The 18808-nt window shown below is 66.7% G+C and carries 22 protein-coding genes; 16 read left to right on the top strand and 6 right to left on the bottom strand.

Going from position 1 to position 18808, the window contains the following annotated elements; genetic code table 11:
- Window positions 1-204: 204 nt before the first annotated feature.
- From DW355_RS02635 to DW355_RS02590, 10 genes are all read left to right on the top strand, one after another.
- Complete coding sequence (locus DW355_RS02635; protein WP_131277820.1) at window positions 205-1527, top strand: aromatic ring-hydroxylating dioxygenase subunit alpha; 1323 nt, start codon at window positions 205-207, stop codon at window positions 1525-1527.
- 12 nt (window positions 1528-1539) lie between these two features.
- Window positions 1540-2979: a glutamine synthetase family protein gene (locus DW355_RS02630; protein WP_131277818.1), complete on the top strand. Its 1440-nt coding sequence runs from the start codon at window positions 1540-1542 to the stop codon at window positions 2977-2979.
- A gap of 22 nt (window positions 2980-3001) precedes the next feature.
- A complete protein-coding gene (locus tag DW355_RS02625; protein ID WP_131277816.1) occupies window positions 3002-3325 on the top strand; it encodes a 2Fe-2S iron-sulfur cluster-binding protein in 324 nt (107 codons plus the stop codon).
- The gene (locus DW355_RS02620; protein WP_131277814.1) at window positions 3325-4611 is read left to right on the top strand and encodes an NAD(P)/FAD-dependent oxidoreductase; all 1287 of its coding nucleotides are present in this window, start codon (window positions 3325-3327) and stop codon (window positions 4609-4611) included. Before DW355_RS02625 ends, DW355_RS02620 begins: the two co-directional genes overlap by 1 nt.
- A complete protein-coding gene (locus tag DW355_RS02615; RefSeq protein WP_131277812.1) occupies window positions 4608-5786 on the top strand; it encodes an ABC transporter substrate-binding protein in 1179 nt (392 codons plus the stop codon). The genes DW355_RS02620 and DW355_RS02615 overlap by 4 nt, the downstream gene beginning before the upstream one ends.
- A gap of 82 nt (window positions 5787-5868) precedes the next feature.
- Complete coding sequence (locus DW355_RS02610) at window positions 5869-6726, top strand: branched-chain amino acid ABC transporter permease (protein WP_131277810.1); 858 nt, start codon at window positions 5869-5871, stop codon at window positions 6724-6726.
- Window positions 6723-7688 (top strand): branched-chain amino acid ABC transporter permease, encoded by a 966-nt coding sequence (locus DW355_RS02605; RefSeq protein ID WP_131277808.1) that lies wholly within the window; start codon window positions 6723-6725, stop codon window positions 7686-7688. The genes DW355_RS02610 and DW355_RS02605 overlap by 4 nt, the downstream gene beginning before the upstream one ends.
- On the top strand, window positions 7685-8464 hold the full coding sequence (locus DW355_RS02600; protein WP_131277806.1) for an ABC transporter ATP-binding protein: 780 nt from the start codon (window positions 7685-7687) through the stop codon (window positions 8462-8464). The genes DW355_RS02605 and DW355_RS02600 overlap by 4 nt, the downstream gene beginning before the upstream one ends.
- Window positions 8457-9176 (top strand): ABC transporter ATP-binding protein, encoded by a 720-nt coding sequence (locus tag DW355_RS02595; RefSeq protein ID WP_131277804.1) that lies wholly within the window; start codon window positions 8457-8459, stop codon window positions 9174-9176. The genes DW355_RS02600 and DW355_RS02595 overlap by 8 nt, the downstream gene beginning before the upstream one ends.
- 75 nt (window positions 9177-9251) lie before the next feature.
- On the top strand, window positions 9252-9617 hold the full coding sequence (locus tag DW355_RS02590) for a 5-carboxymethyl-2-hydroxymuconate Delta-isomerase (protein ID WP_131277802.1): 366 nt from the start codon (window positions 9252-9254) through the stop codon (window positions 9615-9617).
- Between the two features lie 46 nt (window positions 9618-9663).
- On the opposite strand, the gene DW355_RS02585 is transcribed toward DW355_RS02590, so the two are convergent.
- Together DW355_RS02585 and DW355_RS02580 are read right to left on the bottom strand one after the other, a co-directional pair.
- A complete protein-coding gene (locus DW355_RS02585) occupies window positions 9664-10185 on the bottom strand; it encodes a GNAT family N-acetyltransferase (protein WP_131277800.1) in 522 nt (173 codons plus the stop codon).
- Window positions 10186-10252: 67 nt separating this feature from the next.
- On the bottom strand, window positions 10253-10924 hold the full coding sequence (locus tag DW355_RS02580) for a cytochrome b/b6 domain-containing protein (RefSeq protein WP_347562739.1): 672 nt from the start codon (window positions 10922-10924) through the stop codon (window positions 10253-10255).
- 82 nt (window positions 10925-11006) lie between these two features.
- Here DW355_RS02580 and DW355_RS02575 point away from each other — a divergent pair, with 82 nt between their 5' ends.
- Complete coding sequence (locus DW355_RS02575) at window positions 11007-11474, top strand: c-type cytochrome (protein WP_242671278.1); 468 nt, start codon at window positions 11007-11009, stop codon at window positions 11472-11474.
- A gap of 30 nt (window positions 11475-11504) precedes the next feature.
- On the opposite strand, the gene DW355_RS02570 is transcribed toward DW355_RS02575, so the two are convergent.
- Window positions 11505-11984 (bottom strand): TlpA disulfide reductase family protein, encoded by a 480-nt coding sequence (locus DW355_RS02570; RefSeq protein ID WP_131282213.1) that lies wholly within the window; start codon window positions 11982-11984, stop codon window positions 11505-11507.
- A gap of 148 nt (window positions 11985-12132) precedes the next feature.
- Here DW355_RS02570 and DW355_RS02565 point away from each other — a divergent pair, with 148 nt between their 5' ends.
- The 5 genes from DW355_RS02565 to ptsP all read left to right on the top strand — a co-directional run bounded on the left by DW355_RS02565 (window position 12133) and on the right by ptsP (window position 16750).
- Window positions 12133-12726, top strand: coding sequence for a hypothetical protein (locus DW355_RS02565; RefSeq protein WP_131277796.1), 594 nt, complete (start codon window positions 12133-12135; stop codon window positions 12724-12726).
- 25 nt (window positions 12727-12751) lie between these two features.
- Window positions 12752-13990 carry an MFS transporter gene (locus tag DW355_RS02560; protein ID WP_131277794.1) on the top strand — a complete coding sequence of 413 codons (1239 nt, stop codon included), beginning with the start codon at window positions 12752-12754 and terminating at the stop codon, window positions 13988-13990.
- Window positions 13991-14055: 65 nt separating this feature from the next.
- Entirely contained in the window at window positions 14056-14469 is a 414-nt protein-coding gene (locus DW355_RS02555; protein ID WP_242671277.1) for a PTS sugar transporter subunit IIA, read from the top strand.
- A 61-nt stretch (window positions 14470-14530) separates the two neighbouring features.
- Window positions 14531-14800 (top strand): HPr family phosphocarrier protein, encoded by a 270-nt coding sequence (locus DW355_RS02550; protein ID WP_131277792.1) that lies wholly within the window; start codon window positions 14531-14533, stop codon window positions 14798-14800.
- A gap of 162 nt (window positions 14801-14962) precedes the next feature.
- Window positions 14963-16750 carry a phosphoenolpyruvate--protein phosphotransferase gene (ptsP, locus tag DW355_RS02545; protein ID WP_131277790.1) on the top strand — a complete coding sequence of 596 codons (1788 nt, stop codon included), beginning with the start codon at window positions 14963-14965 and terminating at the stop codon, window positions 16748-16750.
- Window positions 16751-16763: 13 nt separating this feature from the next.
- On the opposite strand, the gene DW355_RS02540 is transcribed toward ptsP, so the two are convergent.
- The 3 genes from DW355_RS02540 to DW355_RS02530 form a co-directional block, all read right to left on the bottom strand.
- The gene (locus DW355_RS02540) at window positions 16764-17621 is read right to left on the bottom strand and encodes a DMT family transporter (RefSeq protein ID WP_131277788.1); all 858 of its coding nucleotides are present in this window, start codon (window positions 17619-17621) and stop codon (window positions 16764-16766) included.
- An 80-nt stretch (window positions 17622-17701) separates the two neighbouring features.
- Window positions 17702-18382: an AraC family transcriptional regulator gene (locus DW355_RS02535; RefSeq protein WP_131277786.1), complete on the bottom strand. Its 681-nt coding sequence runs from the start codon at window positions 18380-18382 to the stop codon at window positions 17702-17704.
- A gap of 10 nt (window positions 18383-18392) precedes the next feature.
- Window positions 18393-18692, bottom strand: coding sequence for a zf-TFIIB domain-containing protein (locus DW355_RS02530; RefSeq protein ID WP_131277784.1), 300 nt, complete (start codon window positions 18690-18692; stop codon window positions 18393-18395).
- Window positions 18693-18808: the final 116 nt, after the last annotated feature.

Here is an 18808-nt window from a genome sequence, read left to right as displayed (position 1 = left end):
TTAATGCATGCATAAATCTGAGAAGCCTGAGTTTTTCAGATCAACAGCCATTTTTTGGTTCAAAAATAGGCAAATAAGATCAGTATTTACCAGTAATACGGTCGAATCTTGGCGCTTTTTCTTGATGTCATTGGCTTGAGTAAGAAATAATGAATGCCATTGCATGCAATCGAATGCAATAACTTGCCCGATTGGAGCGTTTGAATGATCAGTGCTGAACAGAATGATTTCATGACCCAGGTTGGTGCCGGAACGCCTGCCGGAACCCTGCTGCGCCGCTATTGGCAACCCGTGGCTCTGTCGGAAGAACTGAGGGGTCCCCGGCCACTCAAGCCAGTGCAGCTCATGGGTCAGCACTTCGTGCTGTTCCGCGACGAGAGCGGTCGCCTCGGCTTGCTGGACCGTGATTGCCCCCACCGTGGCGCGGACCTGGCTTACGGTCGGCTCGAGGATGGCGGGCTGCGCTGCGCCTTCCACGGCTGGTTGTTCGACGCGACCGGCCAATGCCGCGAGACGCCAGCCGAGCCCGAGGGCAGCAAGCTGTGCACGCGCATCAAGCAGGGGGCCTACCCGGTCGTCGAAAAAAGCGGCGTGATCTTCGCCTACCTGGGCGAGGGCGAACCGCCGGCCTTCCCGGAATTCGATTGCTTCGTCGCCCCCGACAGCCACACCTTCGCGTTCAAGGGCCTGTGGGAATGCAACTGGCTGCAGGCGCTGGAAGTCGGCATGGACCCGGCCCATGCGTCCTTCCTGCACCGCTTTTACGAGGACGAAGACACCGCCGAAAGCTACGGCAAGCAGTTCCGCGGCGCCTCGGCCGACTCGGACCTGGCCATCACCAAGGTGCTGCGTGAATACGACCGCCCGGACATCCAGGTGCAGCCCGCGCTGTTCGGCATGCGCCTGACCACCTTGCGCAAGCTGACCGAGGCGCAGACCCATGTGCGCGTCACCAACGTGGTGTTCCCGCAGGCCTTCGTGATTCCGATGAGCACCGAGATGACGATCTCGCAATGGCATGTGCCCGTGGATGACCGTCGCTGCTATTGGTACGCCATCTTCACCAGCTTCACCAAGCCGGTCGACAAGCAGCAAATGCGCGCGCAACGCCTGGAAACCATCGAGCTGCCCGACTACGTCTCGCGCAAGAACAAGCGCAACGAATACGGCTACAACGCCGAGGAGCAGGCCACCAAGACGTACACCGGCATGGGCATGGACATCAATGTGCATGACCAATGGGCCTGCGAATCCATGGGCTCGATCCAGGACCGCACGCGCGAGCACCTGGGCACGACCGACAAGGGCATCGTGGCATACCGCCGCCTGCTGGTGCAGGCCATCGAGGCCGCGCAGGCGGGTGCGCCGGTGCCGGTGCGTCCGGACGCGGCCCAGGCCAGCGCCTTGACCGGGCCGCCGTCCATCGATGGCGTGGCCAGCGCCGACGCCGTCGACGGCTACTGCGAACAGGCCGACCGGGCGCGGCGCCTGAGCTGCGACTGGGCCAGCGCGCGCCTGAAAGACTGAGGTTCACCGCCCATGAGCGATTTCATAGAGCGTTTCGGGCTCTGGTCTGCCGACCAGCAGGTCCAGGCCCGGGAACTGCTGGCCCGGCTCGACAGTGGCGAGGTGGACGTCGTCCGTTTCGCCTGGGCCGACCAGCATGGCATTCTGCGGGGCAAGACTCTGGTGACCGAGGCCGCGCGGGGCGCCTTCAAGCGCGGCGTGAACCTGACCACCACCTTGTTGGCCAAGGACACCTCGCACCGCACGGTGTTCCCGGTGTTCACGAGCGGCGGTGGTTTTGACCTCCCCGGCTTGCAGGGCGGCGCCGACTTCGTCATCGTGCCCGACCCGGGCACGTTCCGCATGCTGCCCTGGGCGCCGCGCACCGCCTGGGTGCTGTGCGACGCCTACATGAAGGACGGCCAGCGCTGTCCCTTCGACACGCGCCGCATCCTCCAGCGCGCCGTCGAGCAGGTCCACGCACAAGGCTTGAGCTTCGTGGCCGGCCTGGAGGTGGAGTTCCATGTCTTCAAACTCGACGAGCCCGCCATGCGCCTGGCCGATTCGGGCCAACCCGGTGAGCCGCCGCGGGTGTCCTTGCTGACGCACGGCCACCAGTACCTGACCGAGTTGCGCTACGACAGTGTCGATCCGCTGATGGAACTGCTGCGCAGCCAGCTGCTGGCTCTGGGCCTGCCCCTGCAATCGCTGGAGATCGAGTTCGGCCCCAGCCAGTTCGAGCTGGTGTTCGGGCCGACGCAAGACATGATGCCGGCCGACACCATGGTGCTGCTGCGCAGCGCCATCAAGCAGATTTGCCGCCGGCACGGCTACCATGCGACCTTCATGTGCCGCCCGCGCATTCCGAACGTGATGTCCAGCGGCTGGCATCTGCACCAGTCCCTCTGCCACCAGGCCGATGGCCGCAACGCCTTCGTGCCCGAGCAGGAGGGCGCCAGCCTGAGCCCCCTGGGCCTGCATTACCTGGCCGGCCTCAAGGCCCATGCCTGCGGCAGCGCCGCGTTGGCCAGCCCCACGCTCAATGGCTACCGCCGTTATCGGCCTTTCTCGCTGGCGCCAGACCGGGCGATCTGGGCCCAGGACAACCGCGGCGCGATGCTGCGCGTGCTGGGCGCGGTCGGCGACAGCGCCTCCCGCATCGAAAACCGCATCGGCGAACCCACGGCCAACCCATACCTCTACCTGGCCTCGCAGCTGTACTCGGGCTTGCATGGCATGGCCGAACGCCTGGACCCAGGCCCCTCGGCGGACGCCCCTTACGAAACACCGGCCGAGCAGCTGCCGCGCACCTTGGGCGACGCCCTCCATGCCCTGAGGGCAGACCGTTGGTTGTGCGCGCAGCTGGGGCAGGGCTTCGTCGATTACTACTGCCACATCAAGCAGGCGGAGATCGCGCGCTTCAATCTCGACGTGAGCGAGTGGGAGCAACGCGAATACTTCGACATGTTCTGAGCCTGCCTGGACACCGAATGCCATGCCCACGATCCACTACATCCTGAAAGACGGCAGCACACGCAGCGTCGAGGCCAAGCCTGGGGCCAGCGTGATGGAGACCGCCATCCGCCACAACATCCGCGGCATCGACGCCGAATGCGGAGGCAGCTGCTCCTGCGCTACCTGCCATGTTTACGTCCTCGAGGCCGACCTGCCCAGGCTGCCGCCGCCCGATGACATGGAAGACGAGTTGCTCGACGGCACCGCCAGCGCGCGCGCGCCCAACAGCCGCCTGAGCTGCCAGATCACCGTGACGCTCGAGCTGGACGGCTTGACCGTGAGCGTGCCGGAGACCCAGGTCTGATGGCACGGTCCGAGCCCCTGCTCATCGTCGGCGCCTCGCACGCCGGCATCCAGCTTGCCGCGGCCGCACGCGAGCAGGGCTTTGACGCGCCCATTCTGTTGCTGGGCGATGAGCCGCACACCCCCTACCAGCGTCCGCCTCTGTCCAAGGGGGTGTTGACCGGCAAGACCGCCGAGGATCAATTGGCCTTGCGCGGCCCCGACTTCTACCGCGAGCAAGGCATCGACCTGCGGCTGGGCGTGCGCGTCACCGGCCTGGACCTGGCTACGCGGCGCCTGCGCCTGGAGGATGGCGGGCAACTGGACTTCGGCTGGCTGGCCCTGGCCACGGGCGCGCGCTGCCGGCGGCTGTCGGTGCCCGGCGCCGACCTGCAGGGCGTGCACGCCTTGCGCACCCTGGATGACGCACGGGCCGTGGCGGCCGCCCTCGGTGCCAGCCAACGCGCCTGCGTGATCGGGGGCGGTTTCATCGGTCTCGAGGTGGCCGCGGCCCTGAGCAGCGTGGGTGCCAGCGTGACCGTGGTCGAGAGCCAGCCGCGCCTGCTGGCCCGCACCTTCCCCGCCGCCATGTCGGACTACGTGGCCGACGCACATCGACGGCGCGGTGTCGCGCTGGCGCTGGGCTGTGGCGTGCGTGCCCTGCACGGGCACCAGGGCCGGGTGGTGGCGGTGGAGCTGGTCGATGGACGGCGCATCGATTGCGACCTGGTGGTGCTGGGCATCGGGGTGCAGCCCAACAGCGAACTCGCCGAGCAGGCGGGCATCGCCTGCGACAACGGCATCCTGGTCGATGCCTTGGGCCGCAGCAGCGCGCCGAATGTGCTGGCCATCGGCGATGTCGCGAACATGGCGTTGCCGGCGTTGCCGGCGGTGCCTGGCGGTCCGCAACGCGCGCGCCTGGAATCGATCCAAGCCGCGAACGACGGCGCCCGTGCCGCCGCCACCCTGCTGGTCGATCGGCCCCAGCCCCTGGACGCCGTGCCCTGGTTCTGGAGCGAGCAGCACGAGCTGAAGTTCCAGATGGCCGGCCTGCCCGCGCCGGGTGACCAGGCCGTGCTGCGGGGCGAGCTGGCCAGCGACAAGTTCACGCTCTTCTACCTGCGCGACGGCGCCGTGCGCGCCGCGCACACGGTGAACCGTCCGGCCGAGCACATGCTGGCGCGCAAGCTGATCGCCCTGGGCGCGCGCATCGCGCCCGAGCTGCTGGCCGACCCTTCGGCCGACCTGAAACCGTTTTCCACCCCCCTCGGCCTGCGGGCTGATCTTTTCCACGGAGCACCACGATGAACCTCTCCAAACGCACCCTGCTGGCCGCCCTCGCGCTGGCCACGCTGGGCACCGTCGCGCAGGCGCAGGACGCGCTCAAGATCGGCCTGATCGGCACCTACTCAGGCCCGTATGCCGACTACGGACGCCAGTTCGATGCCGGCGTCGCGCTCTACCTCAAGGAGCATGGCGGCAAGATCGCCGGCCGCACGGTGGACATCATCAAGAAGGACACCGGGGGTGCCAACCCCGATGCCTCCAAGCGCATCGCCCAGGAACTGATCGTGCGCGACAAGGTGCAGATCCTCACCGGCCTGGACTTCAGCCCCAATGCCTATGCCGTCGCTGCCGTCGCCACCCAGGCCAAGGTGCCGGTGGTCGTCATGAACGCCTCGTCCTCGGGCATCACCACCGCGTCGCCCTATGTGGCGCGCCTGTCCTTCACGGTACAGCAGGTCTCCGATCCGATGGCACGCTGGATGCTCAAGCAAGGCATCAAGGAATCCTATGTGGTGGTGGCGGACTATGCCCCAGGCGTTGACTCCCTGACCGCGTTCAAGAAAGCCTTCGAGCAGGGTGGTGGCAAGGTCGTGGGCGAGCTGCGCACGCCCATGAGCAACCCGGACTTCTCGGCCTATGTGCAGCGCATCAAGGATGCCAAGCCGCAGTCCGTGTTCTTCTTCTTCCCCTCGGGCGTGATGCCGCCGGCCTTCCTCAAGGTCTGGAAGGAACGCGGCATGGACGCCGCGGGCATCAAGCTGTTCGCTACCGGCGAGGCCACCGACGACAGTTACCTGGATGCGACCGGCGACGTGGCCCTGGGCCTGATCACCAGCCACCACTATTCGTATGCCCATCCCTCGGCCAAGAACCAGAAGTTCGTCAAGGACTTCGAGGCCCAGTTCGGCACCAGCTTGCGCCCGAGCTACTTCGCCGTGACGGCCTACGACGCCATGGCCGCGATTGACCAGGCTTTGAAGAAGACCGGCGGTGACGTGAGCGGCGACAAGGTCATGGAAGCACTCAAGGGCCTGCAGTTCGAGAGCCCGCGCGGCCCCATCGAGGTCGACCCGGTCACCCGCGACATCGTGCAAACGGTCTACATCCGCAAAACCGAGAAGGTCGGTGGCAAGCTGGTGAACGTGGAGTTCGACAAGTTCGACCGCGTGAAGGATCCGGCCAAGGAAGCCCAGTAATTCCAGCGGTCCTGCACCGCTGTATCCTGCGCGGGCCGATCATCGCCCGGCCGGCTGGCCCGCGCGCAGCAATGGAAACTCGATGGCTATCGTGATCTTTGATGGAGTGGCCTACGGCATGCTCCTCTTCCTCATGGCGGTGGGCCTGTCCATCACCATGGGCCTGATGAACTTCGTCAACCTGGCGCATGGCAGTTTCGCCGTGGTCGGCGGCTACGCCGCCGCCGTCGTGATGAACCAACTGGGCCTGGGCTACGCGACGGCCCTGGCCTGCGCCTTCGTGGCGGCCGCCGTGCTGGGTGCTGTGCTGGAGTTCCTGCTCTACCGCCGGCTGTACCGCGCCCATCCCCTGGACCAGGTGCTGCTGTCCATCGGCCTGGTCTTTGTGTCCATCGCCGCACTGACCTATTTCTTCGGTCCCTCCATGTTGCCCTTCCATCTGCCGGAGGCGCTGCAAGGCCAAGTCACGATTGCGGGTGTCGGCGTGGGGCGTTACCGCCTCTTCCTGATTGGCGCGGGTCTGCTGATCCTCGTGCTGCTGCTCGGCATGCTGCGCACGCGGTACGGCGCCATGGTGCGTGCCGCAGTGGACAACCAACGCGTGGCAGCAGGCACGGGCATCCATGTGCAGCGACTCTTCCTCCTGACCTTCGCCCTGGGCTGCGGCCTGGCCGGATTGGGCGGTGCACTGAGCCTGGGCATGCTGGGCCTGGAGCCGTACTTTCCGCTCAAGTACATGGTGTACTTCCTGATCGTGGTCTGCGTCGGCGGTGCCGGCACCATCGTTGGCCCCTTCGTGGCGGCCCTGCTGGTCGGCATCGTGGACGTGGCGGGCAAGTACTACTTGCCGGAAGCCGGCGCCTTCCTGATCTATGTCTTCATGATCGGCATGCTGCTGCTGCGCCCCAACGGCATCATTCCGCGCAAGGGCCTCGCATGAAACGACTCGTACTTTCTCCGGCGCAGTTGCGCGCCGCCGAGCTGGCCTTCTGGCTGCTGTTGGCCTGCAGCTTTTTTCTCGCGCCCGACCACCTGACGCTGCTGAGCCAGATCCTGATCTTTGGCCTGTTCGCGGTCTCGCTGGACATGGCGCTCGGTTACGCCGGCATCCTGACGGTTGGCCACGCCGCCTTCTTCGGCGCCGGTGCCTATGCCGCTGGCCTGCTGGCGCGCCATGGCTGGGGCGAACCTTTCACGGGACTGATGGCCGCCCTGGTCGTGGCCGGGCTGCTCGGTTACGCGCTGAGCTACATGGTCGTGCGCGGCGCCGACCTGACGCGTCTGATGATCACCATCGGCGTGTGCCTGCTGCTGTACGAACTGGTCAACCGACTGTCCGGCATCACCGGCGGTACCGATGGCCTGCAAGGCATGGTGGTGTGGCCGGTGGCCGGTCTGTTCGAGTTCGACCTGTTCGGCAAGACGGCCTTTGTCTACGCCTATGTCATGGTGTTGCTGATGTTTCTGCTGGTGCGTCGGGTCCTGCGTTCACCCTTCGGCCTGGCGCTGCGCGGCATCCACGACAACCGCAAACGCATGCTGGCGATCGGTTCGCCGGTCGAGTCGCGCCTGCGCATGGCCTATGCCTTCTCGGCGGCCATCGCCGGTGTGGCCGGTGCCTTGCTGGCGCAGACCACGCAGTTCGTGGGCATCGAATCGATCAGCTTCAACCGCTCGGCCGAGATCCTGATCATCCTGGTGCTGGGCGGCACCGGCCGCCTGTACGGCGGCCTGATCGGTGCCATCGTCTACATGCTGGTGCACGACGCGTTCGCCGACCTCAACCCCGAGTACTGGATGTTCTGGCTGGGCATCTTCCTGATCGCGGTGGTGATGATCGGTCGCGGCGGCATCATGGGGGCCTTGTCCCGCCTGGTGCGCGTCAAGGAGCAGGCCCGATGAGCACCCTGGCACTTGAAACCCAGGGCCTGGGCATCCGCTTCGGCGCATTCCAGGCCGTGGCCGAGGTGAACCTGCAGTTGCAGGCCGGCGCGCGCCAGGCCCTGATCGGTCCCAATGGTGCTGGCAAGACCACGCTGATCAACCTGCTCACCGGCGTCTACAAGCCGACCGCCGGCCGCATCCGCATGAACGGGCAGGACATCACGGCGCACGGGGCCGACCGCCGCGCGCGCAATGGCCTGGCCCGCACCTTCCAGATCAACCAGCTGTTCCCGAGCCTGACACCGCTGCTGTCGGTGGTGCTGGCCATCCACGAACGCGAAGGCCAGGGCGCGACCTGGTGGCGACCCTATCGCCGCAGCACCGCCTGCTTCGATGAAGCCCATGCGCTGCTCAAGCGGCTGCGCCTGGATGCGCTGGCCAACGTGCCCGCGGCCGAGCTGGCCTATGGCAAGCAGCGCCTGCTGGAAATTGCACTCGCACTGGCGGCGCGGCCACGCATCCTGCTGCTCGATGAGCCCGCCGCTGGCGTGCCCGAAGACGAGAGCGGCGAACTGTTCGACGTGATCGCCGAACTGCCTTCGGACATCAGCGTGCTGTTCATCGAGCACGACATGAATCTGGTGTTCCGCTTCGCCCAGCGCATCTCGGTGCTGGTGGCCGGACGCATCCTGACCGAGGGCTCGCCCCGGGACATCGCCAACGATCCACGCGTGCGCGAGGTGTATCTCGGCAGCACCCACGTGGGCCTCCATCAGGAGACCTCCCATGGCTGAACTGCTGGCCTTTGACCGTGTCACAGCCGGTTACGGCAATGCCGTGGTGCTGGACAAACTGAGCCTCGCCCTGGAGGAAGGGCAGAGCCTGGCCATCCTCGGGCGCAACGGTGTGGGCAAGACCACGCTGCTTGAAACGCTGATGGGCAATACCCGCGTGATGGGCGGCGCCATCCGCTGGCGTGGGCGCTACATCACGCGCCTGCCCGTGCACCTGCGCGTGCGCGCGGGCCTGGGCTGGGTGCCGCAGGAACGCGAGGTCTTCCCTTCGCTGACGGTGGAGGAAAACCTGACCGTGGTCGCGCGCCCCGGTGCCTGGAAGCTGGACCGTGTCTACGCCTTCTTTCCGCGCCTGCGCGAACGGCGCGCCAACTACGGCAACCAGCTCTCCGGTGGTGAACAGCAGATGCTGGCCATCGGCCGTGCCCTGATGACCAACCCGCTGCTGCTGCTACTGGACGAACCCATGGAAGGGCTGGCGCCCATCATCGTCGAAGAACTGGCGGCATCCATCCGTCGCCTCTGCGAAGACGAGGGCCTCGCCTCCATCGTGGTCGAGCAGCACCCGGTGCTGGCGCTGGACATGACGCACCAGGCCATCGTGCTGGAGCGCGGCACCGTGGTCCACGCCGGCCCCAGCGCGGCGCTGGTGCAAGACGCAGCGCTGCTGGATCGTTTGCTGGGCGTGGGCATCGCGGCCGAAGCCGCGTGACGCCCCGGCGTTGAACCGAGTCCGGCATCCCCTATCTACCCGTCCGCCCAGGACCCGCCCAGGACCTTCGCACCCATGCCCCATATCGTTGTCGAATACACCCCGAATCTCGGAGCGCTTCCTTTTGACGCCATGCTGGCGGCCGTCACACGCCGTCTCGCCGCCAGTCCCGAAATCTGGGACGAAGCCGACCTCAAGGCACGTGTCTTGCGCGTCGAGGTCTTTCGCGTGGGGCTCGCGGACGAGGGGCGTGGTTTCATCCACGTCACATTGCGCATCCTGGCCGGGCGCAGCCCGCAGGCCAGGAAAGACCTGAGCCAGCGCGTGCTCGCCGGCATGCGCGAGCACATGCCCCCGTTGCCCATCGCCCTCACCGCCCATCTGAGCGTCGAGGTCGTGGACATGGATCGCGACAGTTACAGCAAGGTCCGACTGGGTTGAAGCGCGCCCGCACGCGGAAGCGAGACCGGTTTTGCTTGAGGCTGAGTCACTTGCGCGAACCGGACAGCGTGGCCAGCAGGTAATGCGCGCCCGCGATGGGGTTGTGGTAGTAGGGCGGAATGTCGACGAAGCCCAGGTCTTCGTAGAGCGCGCGGGCGGCTTCCATGTCGTCCAGTGTGTCCAGCAACACGTGGTCGTAGCCCTGCACCCGCGCAGCGTCGAGCACCGCTTCGCTCAGGCGTCGTCCCAAGCCCAGCTTGCGGAAGGCCGGGCGCACGTACAGTCGCTTCATCTCACAGGCATTGGCATAGTCGGCCGTGTCCAGTGGACGCAACGCGCAGCAGCCTGCTGCCTGCCCGTCCACCCAGGCCAGCAGCAGGGCGCCCCGTGGTGCGGCGTATTCCCCGGGCAATTCGCGCAGTTCCTGCTCGAAGTTCTGAAACGCCAGGTCGATGCCCAGGCTGCGCGCGTACTCGCGGAACAGATCTCTCAGTATCTCCAGCGCACCTGTTTCTTGCGGCGTGGACAGCGTGATGGACGGGAAGGGCGAAGGAGCGGGTGCGGTCATGGGTGGGACGTGGGGAAGGGCGCGTCGGCCTTTCAGAACCTGGGTGAGTCCGTGTGCGGTGGTGTGCTCAGGTGGCAAAGCCGGTCAGCCAACCGCTCACCGCCACGCAGGCGAGCAGCAGGCCCAAGGCCAGCAGCCGGGTCCAAAAATCGTCGCGCGATGGCGGGCTGGGCGTGGACGTGAGCGTTGGCAGTTTGTCGCCATGCAGCATGGGGGCGATCAGATTTTCCTTCTTGGCGAGCCAATAGAAAAGTATGGCGCCGACGTGCAGCAGCAAGAGCGCCAACAGCAGCCACTGACCGATGGCGGCATGGTAGTTCGTCATCCCGTACGTCACGGCCTCGGGCACATGCCGAGCCCAGGGTCCGGCATAGGCGATGTCGTCGTCGCTCATCAGTCCGCTGACCACCTGCGCCAGCAGGACCAGCAGCATGGCCCAGACCGACAGCGCGCCGAGCGGCTTGTGGCCGAGATGCTCCGGCCCTTCCTCCCGTTTGGCGCGCAGCAGGTTCCAAAGCCGCCGGGGCGAGGGGTAAAAGTTGGCGAAGCGTGACCAATGGCCACCCAGCACGCCCCAGAGCCCGCGAAACAATAGCAAGGTCAGCACGACGCAGCCCAGGCGCATGTGCCAGTCCAGCGCGCCCAGGTAGCCGGTGACGAACATACCGATGACGGCCGACGCCAGCAGCCAGTGAAACAGGCGGGTCGGTAAATCCCAGACCCGCACCCTGTGTTTCAACTCCGACGTCTTTTGATGCAAGAATGCCCCCGCGTTCATCTTGTGTTCATCCCTTATTCATTGACCCATAGGAGTCGTGATCATGACCGCGAAGACCTTTCCGCGCCACGCCGCCCTTTTTGTGGCCTGTGCCCTGATGTGTGGGCTGTTTGCCGGGCCTGCAATGGCGCAGTTTGCCAAAGCCGAGGACGCCGTTCAATACCGTCAAGCGAAGCTCAAGGCCATGGGCGAGGAGTCTGACCGGCTGGGCGCGATGGTGCGCGGTCGTGTGCCATTCGACGCCAAGGTGGCCCAGGAAAGCGCGGAGGCCTTGCTGGCCCTCAGCAAGCTGCCCTGGCCGGCCTTCGCGCCGGGTTACGAAGGCGGCAAGGCAAAACCTGAGGTCTGGCAGGAGATGGACACATTCAAGGCGGCGGCGCAACGCCTGCAGGGCGACACGGCCAAACTGGCCGAAGCCGCCAGGACGGGGGATCTGGAGCGCATCAAGGCCGCCTTCGGCGACACGGCGGATTCCTGCCGCGCCTGTCACCGTGAGTTCCGCAACCGCTGAGCGTCGCGGTTGGACTCCGGGCGCGGGGATTCAGGCCTGCGCCAGCAGTTCCTCGATCAGGCGGTGCAGTTCGGCGAAGTCCGGCTCCCCCACGTAGCGCTTGACGATTTCGCCGCGTTTGTTCAGCAGGTAGGTCGTGGGGGTCAGGCGCACATCGCCCCAGGCCAGTGCGGCTTCGCCGGTGTTGTCGAAGGCCACCTTGAACGGCAGTTTGCGCGTCTGGGCGTAGTTGACGACATAGCTGGGCGGGTCGTAGCTCATGGCCACGGCCACCGTGTCATAGCCCTGCCCGTGGTATTTGTCGTAGGTGGCGATGATTCTGGGCATCTCGGCCACACAGGTGGTGCAGCTGGTGGCCCAGAAGTTCACCAGCACCACCTTGCCGCGCCAGGCCGAGGTGTTTTCGGTGGACCCGTCGAGCAGCACAAACGTGGTTTGTGGCGCCGCGCCGAAGCCCGAGCCGCGCAGCAGCCACCAGCCTCCCGCGGCCAGTAGCACCGCAAGGGCCATCACGATCACGCGGGTACGCCACGCGCGGGCGGTTTGAACAGGGGCGGAAGGGGCGGGGGAGGTGTCAGTATCCATGGCAAGGTGGAGTGTATCGGCCTTGGGGCTGACCTGGGTGACCGGGGGCATGGCGGGCGGGGATAATTCCCCCATGTTTCAACGTCTATTCCTCCCGCTGTGCGCCGGTCTGGTCCTCATGGGGTGCAGCCCCAGCCTGAATTGGCGCCAGGTTCGCCTGAAACCGGAGCCCGTGAACGCGACGGGCGCGCAGGAGGACGAAGTGGTCTTGCAGGCCTTGTTGCCCTGCAAGCCGGACCGCGCCACGCGCCCTCAGCGCATGGCGGGTTATGAGGTGATGGTGACCATGCTCGGCTGCGAGGCGGATGGCGGTCTGTTCGCGATCGCCGTGGCGGTGCCGAGCTCGCACCAAGCCTTGATGGCCGTGCTCGCCCAATGGCAGACGCATGTGCTGGCCAGCGTCCATGCGCAGGGGGGCAGCCGCAAGCCCTTCCCGCTCAAGGGCGCGGACGCCCAGCCCGAAGGCACGCAGCTGCTGGCCCGGGGGCGCCAAAGCTCCGGGGACGGCGCAGCCCTCGCGCCGGCGCAAGGTTCGCCCGGGCACGCTTTGAACGTGCAGGCGGTGTGGTTCGCGCGCGGTGGCCGGCTCTACCATGCCGCGGTCTACGCCGAGCGACTCAGTCAGGCCATGACGGAGCCCTTCTTCGGCAGTCTGGCCTTTGAGTGAGTTCCGGACCGACAATCCGAGTCCCATGCTGGTTACGAATCGCCGCCAGGCCATCTGGATCTTCCTGGCTTTTGCCTTCGCCTATTTCTTCTCGGCCCTGATTCGCGCCGCTACCGCCACGTTGTCGCCTACCTTGACGCAGGAGTTCCAACTCGGCGCGCGCGACCTGGGCCTGCTGGCCGGGGGCTACTTTCTCGGCTTCGCGGCCATGCAATTGCCGCTGGGGCGCTGGCTGGACCGCCACGGCCCGCGCACCGTGATCCTCGGTTTCACGGCCGTGGCGGTCGGCGGCTGCGCGATGTTCGCGCTGAGCACGGGTTTTGCCGCGCTGTTGCTGGCGCGGGTGTTGTGCGGCGTGGGCCTGGCTGCCGGCCTGATGGCGCCCATGACGGGGTACCGCCGGTGGTTCACGCCAGCCACCCAGATGCGCGCCAACTCCTGGATGCTGATGACCGGTTCCATGGGCATGGTGGCGTCCACCTTGCCTGTGCAGTGGCTGCTGCCGGTCTATGGTTGGCGGCCTTTGTTTTGGGGGCTGGCGGTGCTGCTGCTGCTCGCCATGGTCGTGATCGCCTGGAAGACGCCCGACTGGCAGCTCTCCCCGGTGCAGTCATCGCCCGCAAGCCGGTCCGGGCGTTATGGCGATGTGCTGCGGCACCCTTATTTCCGCAGGCTCACGCCGCTGGGTTTCTTCAACTATGGCAGCCTGCTGGCCGTGCAGACCCTCTGGGCCGTGCCCTGGATGATGCAGGTGGGTGGCTACACCGCCAGGCAGGCGGCCACCGGTCTGTTCGGCATCAACCTGTGCATGCTCACGGCGTTCTGGCTCTGGGGCCTGTTGCTGCCCCGGCTGACCCGGCGCGGCGTGGAGGTCGAACGCCTGATCGCCTGGGGCGTGCCCGCGAGCCTGTCCATGCTGGCGCTGCTCGTGGTCGCGGGGCCATCCATGGGCGTGCATGCGGCCTGGCTGCTAGCGCTGTTCTGCCTGTGTTCCAGCGTGCTGTCTTTGGCCCAGCCGGCCGTGGGGCTGGCGTTCGCACCCGAACTCGCCGGGCGGGCGCTCTCGGCCTACAACCTCGTGATTTTTGGTGGCGTGTTTGTCGTGCAATGGGGCATAGGCCTGCTGGTCGACGCCTTGCGCGCCCTGGACTGGACGGGGGTCCAGGCCTATCGGGGGGCTTTTGGTGTGATGCTGGGGTGCAACCTGCTGTCCTACGTCTGGTTCCTCTGGCGCAAGGCGCCGAGAGCAACTGAAATTCCTTGAGGCGTCGCAAGGTTTAGGTGCGCAAGACGGAGGGCTTGGGCCTGGATCGCGAGGGAGACGCCATAATGGATCGTGAATTTATGAATGGCATCGTCATCATCGCCCATGCGCCCCTGGCCAGTGCTTTGCAGACCTGCGTGGCCCATGTGTTTCCCGACCGCGTGCATGGTGTGCTGGCCCTGGACGTGCAGGCCGACACTGCTGCCGAGCGCAGCCTGACGCTGGCGCGCGAGGCGGTGGCAACCCTGGGTGGCCTGCCGCTGCTGCTGTTGAGCGACGTGCTGGGCGCCACGCCTTGCAATGTGGCGACGCAATTGCTGCGGACTTTGAATGCGCAAGGTGCGGGACAGGCCCGATTGTTGGCGGGCGTCAACCTGCCCATGCTGTGGCGAGCCGTGAACTACCAGCAGGAGCCCTTGGACGCCCTGGTCAACCGGGCCCTGCAGAGCGGCAGCCAGGGCGTGCGTGAAGTTATGTGAGTGATGTCCGGCGTATCCCGCGTGGACCGAGGAGGAAGGAACAAGCGTATGGAGAATAAGCATGGCTAAGGCACCCGCCACCATCAGCAACAAGCTGGGCTTGCATGCCCGCGCCTCGGCCAAGCTCACCAAGCTGGCGGGCAGTTTCCCCTGTGATGTCTGGCTGGCGCGCGGCGAGCGCCGCGTCAACGCCAAAAGCATCATGGGCGTCATGATGCTGGCGGCGGGCCTGGGTTCGGCCATCGAGATCGAGGCCGAAGGCGAGCGCGCGCAGGAGGCGATCGAGGCGCTGCTGGCGCTGATCGACGACAAGTTCGGCGAAGGCGAATGAAATGACTCCCAAGGTCGCCCACTGCGTGCGGCAGCACCGGTCTTTCAAGTGCATGCGGGCCCTGCGCCGTGCCGCGTTCCGCGGCCGGGTTTTGCCTGTCCGCGCGAAGCGTGGACTGCCGGGCGCAGGCGGCCCCGTGGCAAGACCGTTCGGAGACTTCCCGTGACCTTTTCCATCCATGGCCTGGCGGTCACGCGCGGCATCGCCATCGGGCGCGCCGTGCTGGTGGCGTCCAGCCGCGTGGACGTGGCGCATTACTTCATCGAGCCTGACCAGGTGGAGGGCGAGATCAACCGCGTGCGCCGGGGGCGCAACGCTGTCATCAAGGAAATCCAGCGCTTGCAGCAGAGCGTGGAGCAGCTCGGCCCGAAGGAGGCCCCGCCCGAGTTGAGGGCCCTGCTGGACGTGCATCTGATGCTGTTGCAGGACGAGGAAATCATCGGCGGTGTCAAGCATTGGGTGCGCGAGCGCCTCTACAACGCCGAGTGGGCGTTGACTTCGCAACTGGAGGTGATGGCCCGCCAGTTCGACGAGATGGAGGACGAGTACCTGCGCGAGCGCAAGGCTGACCTCGAACAGATCACCGAGAAAGTCCTGCGCGCGATGCAGGAGGAAATGCAGGGTGGCAGCGCCTCGCTCTACATGCCCGCTGCGGCCGTGTCCGCCGGCCTGCCGAATGCGGAGTCGGGTGACGCGGAGTTGATCGACAAGAGCGCCTTGGTGCTGGTGGCGCACGAGCTCTCACCGTCCGACATGCTGCAGTTCAAGCAGGGGGTGTTCACCGGTTTCATCACCGACGTGGGCGGCAAGACCTCGCACACCGCCATCGTGGCGCGCAGCATGGACATCCCCGCCGTGGTGGGCGCACGCTCAGCCAGCCAGCTGGTGCGACAGGACGACTGGATCATCATCGATGGCAACGCGGGCGTGGTCATCGTGGACCCGTCGCCCATCATCCTGGCCGAATACCAGTACAAGCAGCGTGAGCACGAACTGGCGCGCAGCCGCCTGGTGCGCCTGCGCGACACGCCGGCCATCACGCTCGACGGAGAGCCGGTGGATCTGCTGGCCAACATCGAAATGCCCGAGGATGCCGCCGCCGCCGTGCGCGCGGGTGCGGCGGGTGTGGGTTTGTTCCGCAGCGAGTTCCTCTTTATGGGCCGCCAAGGCCGCCTGCCCGACGAGGAAGAGCAGTACCAGGCCTATCGCCGCGCGGTCGAAGGCATGAACGGCCTGCCAGTGACCATCCGCACGGTGGACATTGGCGCCGACAAGCCGATGGACGGCGGTGCACAAGAGGGCAAGCACCTGAACCCGGCGCTCGGTCTGCGGGCCATCCGCTGGAGTCTGGCGGATCCGGCCATGTTCCTCACGCAGTTGCGCGCCATCCTGCGTGCCGCGGCGCACGGGCCGGTCAAGATGTTGGTGCCCATGCTGGCGCACCTCGGCGAGATCCGTCAGACCTTGTCCCTGCTGGAGCAGGCGCGCGCCGAGCTGCACCGCGAAGGTCGGCGCCAGGGCGCCGTGCAGGTCGGCGCGATGATCGAGATCCCGGCCGCCGCGCTGATGCTCAAGACCTTTCTGCGCTACTTCGATTACCTGTCCATCGGCACCAATGACCTGATCCAGTACACGCTGGCCATCGATCGCGCCGATGAATCCGTCGCCCATCTGTATGACCCATTGCACCCGGCGGTGCTGCGTCTGGTCGCGGACACCATCGCCGAGGGCCGGGCGCAGGGCAAGGAGATCAGCGTCTGCGGTGAGATGGCGGGCGACGTGGGCATGACACGCCTGCTGCTGGGTCTGGGCCTACGCAGCTTTTCCATGCATCCGGCGCAGATCCTCGCGGTCAAGCAAGAAGTGCTGCGCGCCGACGCGGCCAAGATCGCGCCCTGGGCGCGACAGGTGCTCGAGTCGGAAACACCCTCGGCCTTGATGGGTTCCTGAAGCGCTGGACCTCTCAGCGGGCCCGCGTGCTGATCAGCGCCGCGCCAATGATGAGCACCGCCGCTGCCGCGATGCTCCAGCGCCAGGGTTGACCGCTGACCAGCATCAACAACGCGGTCGAACCCAGGGGTGTGAGGTAGCTCAATACCCCGATTTGTCGCGCGTCACCGCGCTTGAGCGCGTAGTCCCAGAGAAAGAAGGCGGCGCCCAGCGGGCCCAGGCCCAGCAGGGTCAGCAGCAGCCAGTCGCGCGGGGCCAGCGCCGAGAACGAGGGCGCGGTGGATTCCAGCACGACATGGCAGAGCAGGGACAGCAGACCCGAGACCAGACCGAACAGGCCGATGGCCGAGGTCGGAAAGGCGGCCACGCGTCGTGTCAGCAGCGAGTAGCTGGCCCACACAAAGGCCGAAGCCAGCGCCAGCAAATAGCCCCAATGCCACGCGCCCCCATCCACGGCAAGCGCGGCGCCGCCGCCCAGGATGGCGATGGCCGCGCCCGCGAAACCGAGCAGCGCCGCCACCAGATGCAGGGGTTTGAGCGTGAGCTCGCGCAGGAACAGCGGCGCCATCACCACGATCAGCAGCGGCCACAGGTAGTTGATCAGATTGGCTTGCACGGGCGGCGCCAGCCGCAGCGACACGAAGAGCAGGAAATGGAAGCCGAACAGGCCGTAGATGCCCAGTGCCAGCGTGGACAGCGGCAACTTGCCCTGTCGCAGCAACCCCGGCAGGGCCGGCCAGGCGGGCAGGCTGCCGATCAGCAGGGCCAGGCCGGTCAGCAGAAACGGGGGCACGTGCTGGAGCGTGACGCCCAGTGCGGCCAGGGAGGCCCAGAGGGCGATCGCGCCCAGGGCATGAAGATTGGCGTGCATGGCGCCAGTGTAAAAAAAGCGATCGTCGCGGATCGCGGATCGGTCGTCGCGTTTTGCCGGTCGGGTCTGGGGCCGGCGCGCTACATGCCGGCGCGGCGCAGGGCGGCCGTGAGCGCGGAGGGAGAACGGTAGCCCGTGCGCCGCGCTGTTTCCTGAACAGACCAACCCGCGTCGCGCAATGCCCGCGCCTGGGCCAGCCGCTGGCTCCGCAACCAGGCCAGCGGGCCCATGCCTTGGGTTTGCTGGCAGCGCGTGGCGAACTGTGAGGGGCTCAGGTGCGCCTGCCGCGCCAGGTCGGCGACGCCCAGCGGGCGGTCCAGCCGGGCCTGCACCCAGGCGCTCAGCGCCAGCCAGTCGATGGGGCGTTGCACCCGGGCCTTCGTCCCTGGCCGGCGCCAGGCTTCCAGCAGCAGCGCGGGCGCATGGCTCAGGGCCAGGGGCTGCGGCCAGGCCTGCAGCAAGTAGTTCGCCAATGCCGCGACCTGGGCGGGCCGATGCGGTTGGGCCGCGCAGCCCGCCCAGGCCGGATGGTCGCTGTCCAGCACCAGGCAACGGCTGCCCCGGGGCGACTCGAAATCGTGACGGTCACCCGGGGCAATCAGCACGGCGTCGCCCGCCGCGATCCAGTGGCCGCGGCCCTCGACTTCAAGCTCCAGCACGCCCTCCAATCCCACCAGCAGTTGGTGGTGCGTGTGCGCGTGGCTGCCGTGCGAGGGGCCGTAGTCGCGCAGTGACAAGGGCGAGGCGGTGGGCGAGGACATGCCGGGCGTTTCAGTCGAAGTCAAAGATGTCGGACAGAAACCCTTCCCGCTTCTTCTTGCGGTAATACGTGCCTTGTTGCGGCGGGTAAGGCTGCGGCTGTGGGGGTTGAGGCGCGTAGGGTTGCTGCATCGCTGTCTGGACGCGCGCTGGCGATGCGGCGCCGGGTGCCACACCCTGCGAGCGGTCGATGATCTTGTCGAGCTCACCACGGTCCAGCCACACGCCGCGGCATTGCGGGCAGTAGTCGATTTCGATGCCCTGGCGTTCGGACATCACCAGCCGTGTGCTCGAGCAGACGGGACATTGCATGCGGATTCCTTTCCAATGGAAGACAGGTCGGGGGAAATGGCTGGCCTGTTGTGGTGTTGGAATCCAGCGGGAAACTTGGCACGGCGGGCGGGCGGGCGGGCGCCGGCTTGCCGCGG

It is taken from the genome of Hylemonella gracilis, assembly GCF_004328645.1.
Taxonomy (GTDB): domain Bacteria; phylum Pseudomonadota; class Gammaproteobacteria; order Burkholderiales; family Burkholderiaceae_C; genus Hylemonella; species Hylemonella gracilis_B.
The sequence above is the reverse complement of the archived record's forward strand: the minus strand, read 5'-3'. Positions and strand labels throughout refer to the sequence as shown.

Coding starts and splice junctions, on each gene's coding strand:
- DW355_RS02530 (WP_131277784.1), bottom strand. CDS start 18,692: ATGCAATGTCCCGTCTGCTCGAGCACACGGCTGGTGATGTCCGAACGC.
- DW355_RS02565 (WP_131277796.1), top strand. CDS start 12,133: ATGTTTCAACGTCTATTCCTCCCGCTGTGCGCCGGTCTGGTCCTCATG.
- DW355_RS02635 (WP_131277820.1), top strand. CDS start 205: ATGATCAGTGCTGAACAGAATGATTTCATGACCCAGGTTGGTGCCGGA.
- DW355_RS02615 (WP_131277812.1), top strand. CDS start 4,608: ATGAACCTCTCCAAACGCACCCTGCTGGCCGCCCTCGCGCTGGCCACG.
- DW355_RS02625 (WP_131277816.1), top strand. CDS start 3,002: ATGCCCACGATCCACTACATCCTGAAAGACGGCAGCACACGCAGCGTC.
- DW355_RS02560 (WP_131277794.1), top strand. CDS start 12,752: ATGCTGGTTACGAATCGCCGCCAGGCCATCTGGATCTTCCTGGCTTTT.
- DW355_RS02555 (WP_242671277.1), top strand. CDS start 14,056: ATGGATCGTGAATTTATGAATGGCATCGTCATCATCGCCCATGCGCCC.
- DW355_RS02570 (WP_131282213.1), bottom strand. CDS start 11,984: ATGGCCCTTGCGGTGCTACTGGCCGCGGGAGGCTGGTGGCTGCTGCGC.
- DW355_RS02600 (WP_131277806.1), top strand. CDS start 7,685: ATGAGCACCCTGGCACTTGAAACCCAGGGCCTGGGCATCCGCTTCGGC.
- DW355_RS02595 (WP_131277804.1), top strand. CDS start 8,457: ATGGCTGAACTGCTGGCCTTTGACCGTGTCACAGCCGGTTACGGCAAT.
- DW355_RS02550 (WP_131277792.1), top strand. CDS start 14,531: ATGGCTAAGGCACCCGCCACCATCAGCAACAAGCTGGGCTTGCATGCC.
- DW355_RS02585 (WP_131277800.1), bottom strand. CDS start 10,185: ATGACCGCACCCGCTCCTTCGCCCTTCCCGTCCATCACGCTGTCCACG.
- DW355_RS02620 (WP_131277814.1), top strand. CDS start 3,325: ATGGCACGGTCCGAGCCCCTGCTCATCGTCGGCGCCTCGCACGCCGGC.
- DW355_RS02605 (WP_131277808.1), top strand. CDS start 6,723: ATGAAACGACTCGTACTTTCTCCGGCGCAGTTGCGCGCCGCCGAGCTG.
- DW355_RS02590 (WP_131277802.1), top strand. CDS start 9,252: ATGCCCCATATCGTTGTCGAATACACCCCGAATCTCGGAGCGCTTCCT.
- DW355_RS02630 (WP_131277818.1), top strand. CDS start 1,540: ATGAGCGATTTCATAGAGCGTTTCGGGCTCTGGTCTGCCGACCAGCAG.
- DW355_RS02610 (WP_131277810.1), top strand. CDS start 5,869: ATGGCTATCGTGATCTTTGATGGAGTGGCCTACGGCATGCTCCTCTTC.
- DW355_RS02575 (WP_242671278.1), top strand. CDS start 11,007: ATGACCGCGAAGACCTTTCCGCGCCACGCCGCCCTTTTTGTGGCCTGT.
- DW355_RS02535 (WP_131277786.1), bottom strand. CDS start 18,382: ATGTCCTCGCCCACCGCCTCGCCCTTGTCACTGCGCGACTACGGCCCC.
- DW355_RS02540 (WP_131277788.1), bottom strand. CDS start 17,621: ATGCACGCCAATCTTCATGCCCTGGGCGCGATCGCCCTCTGGGCCTCC.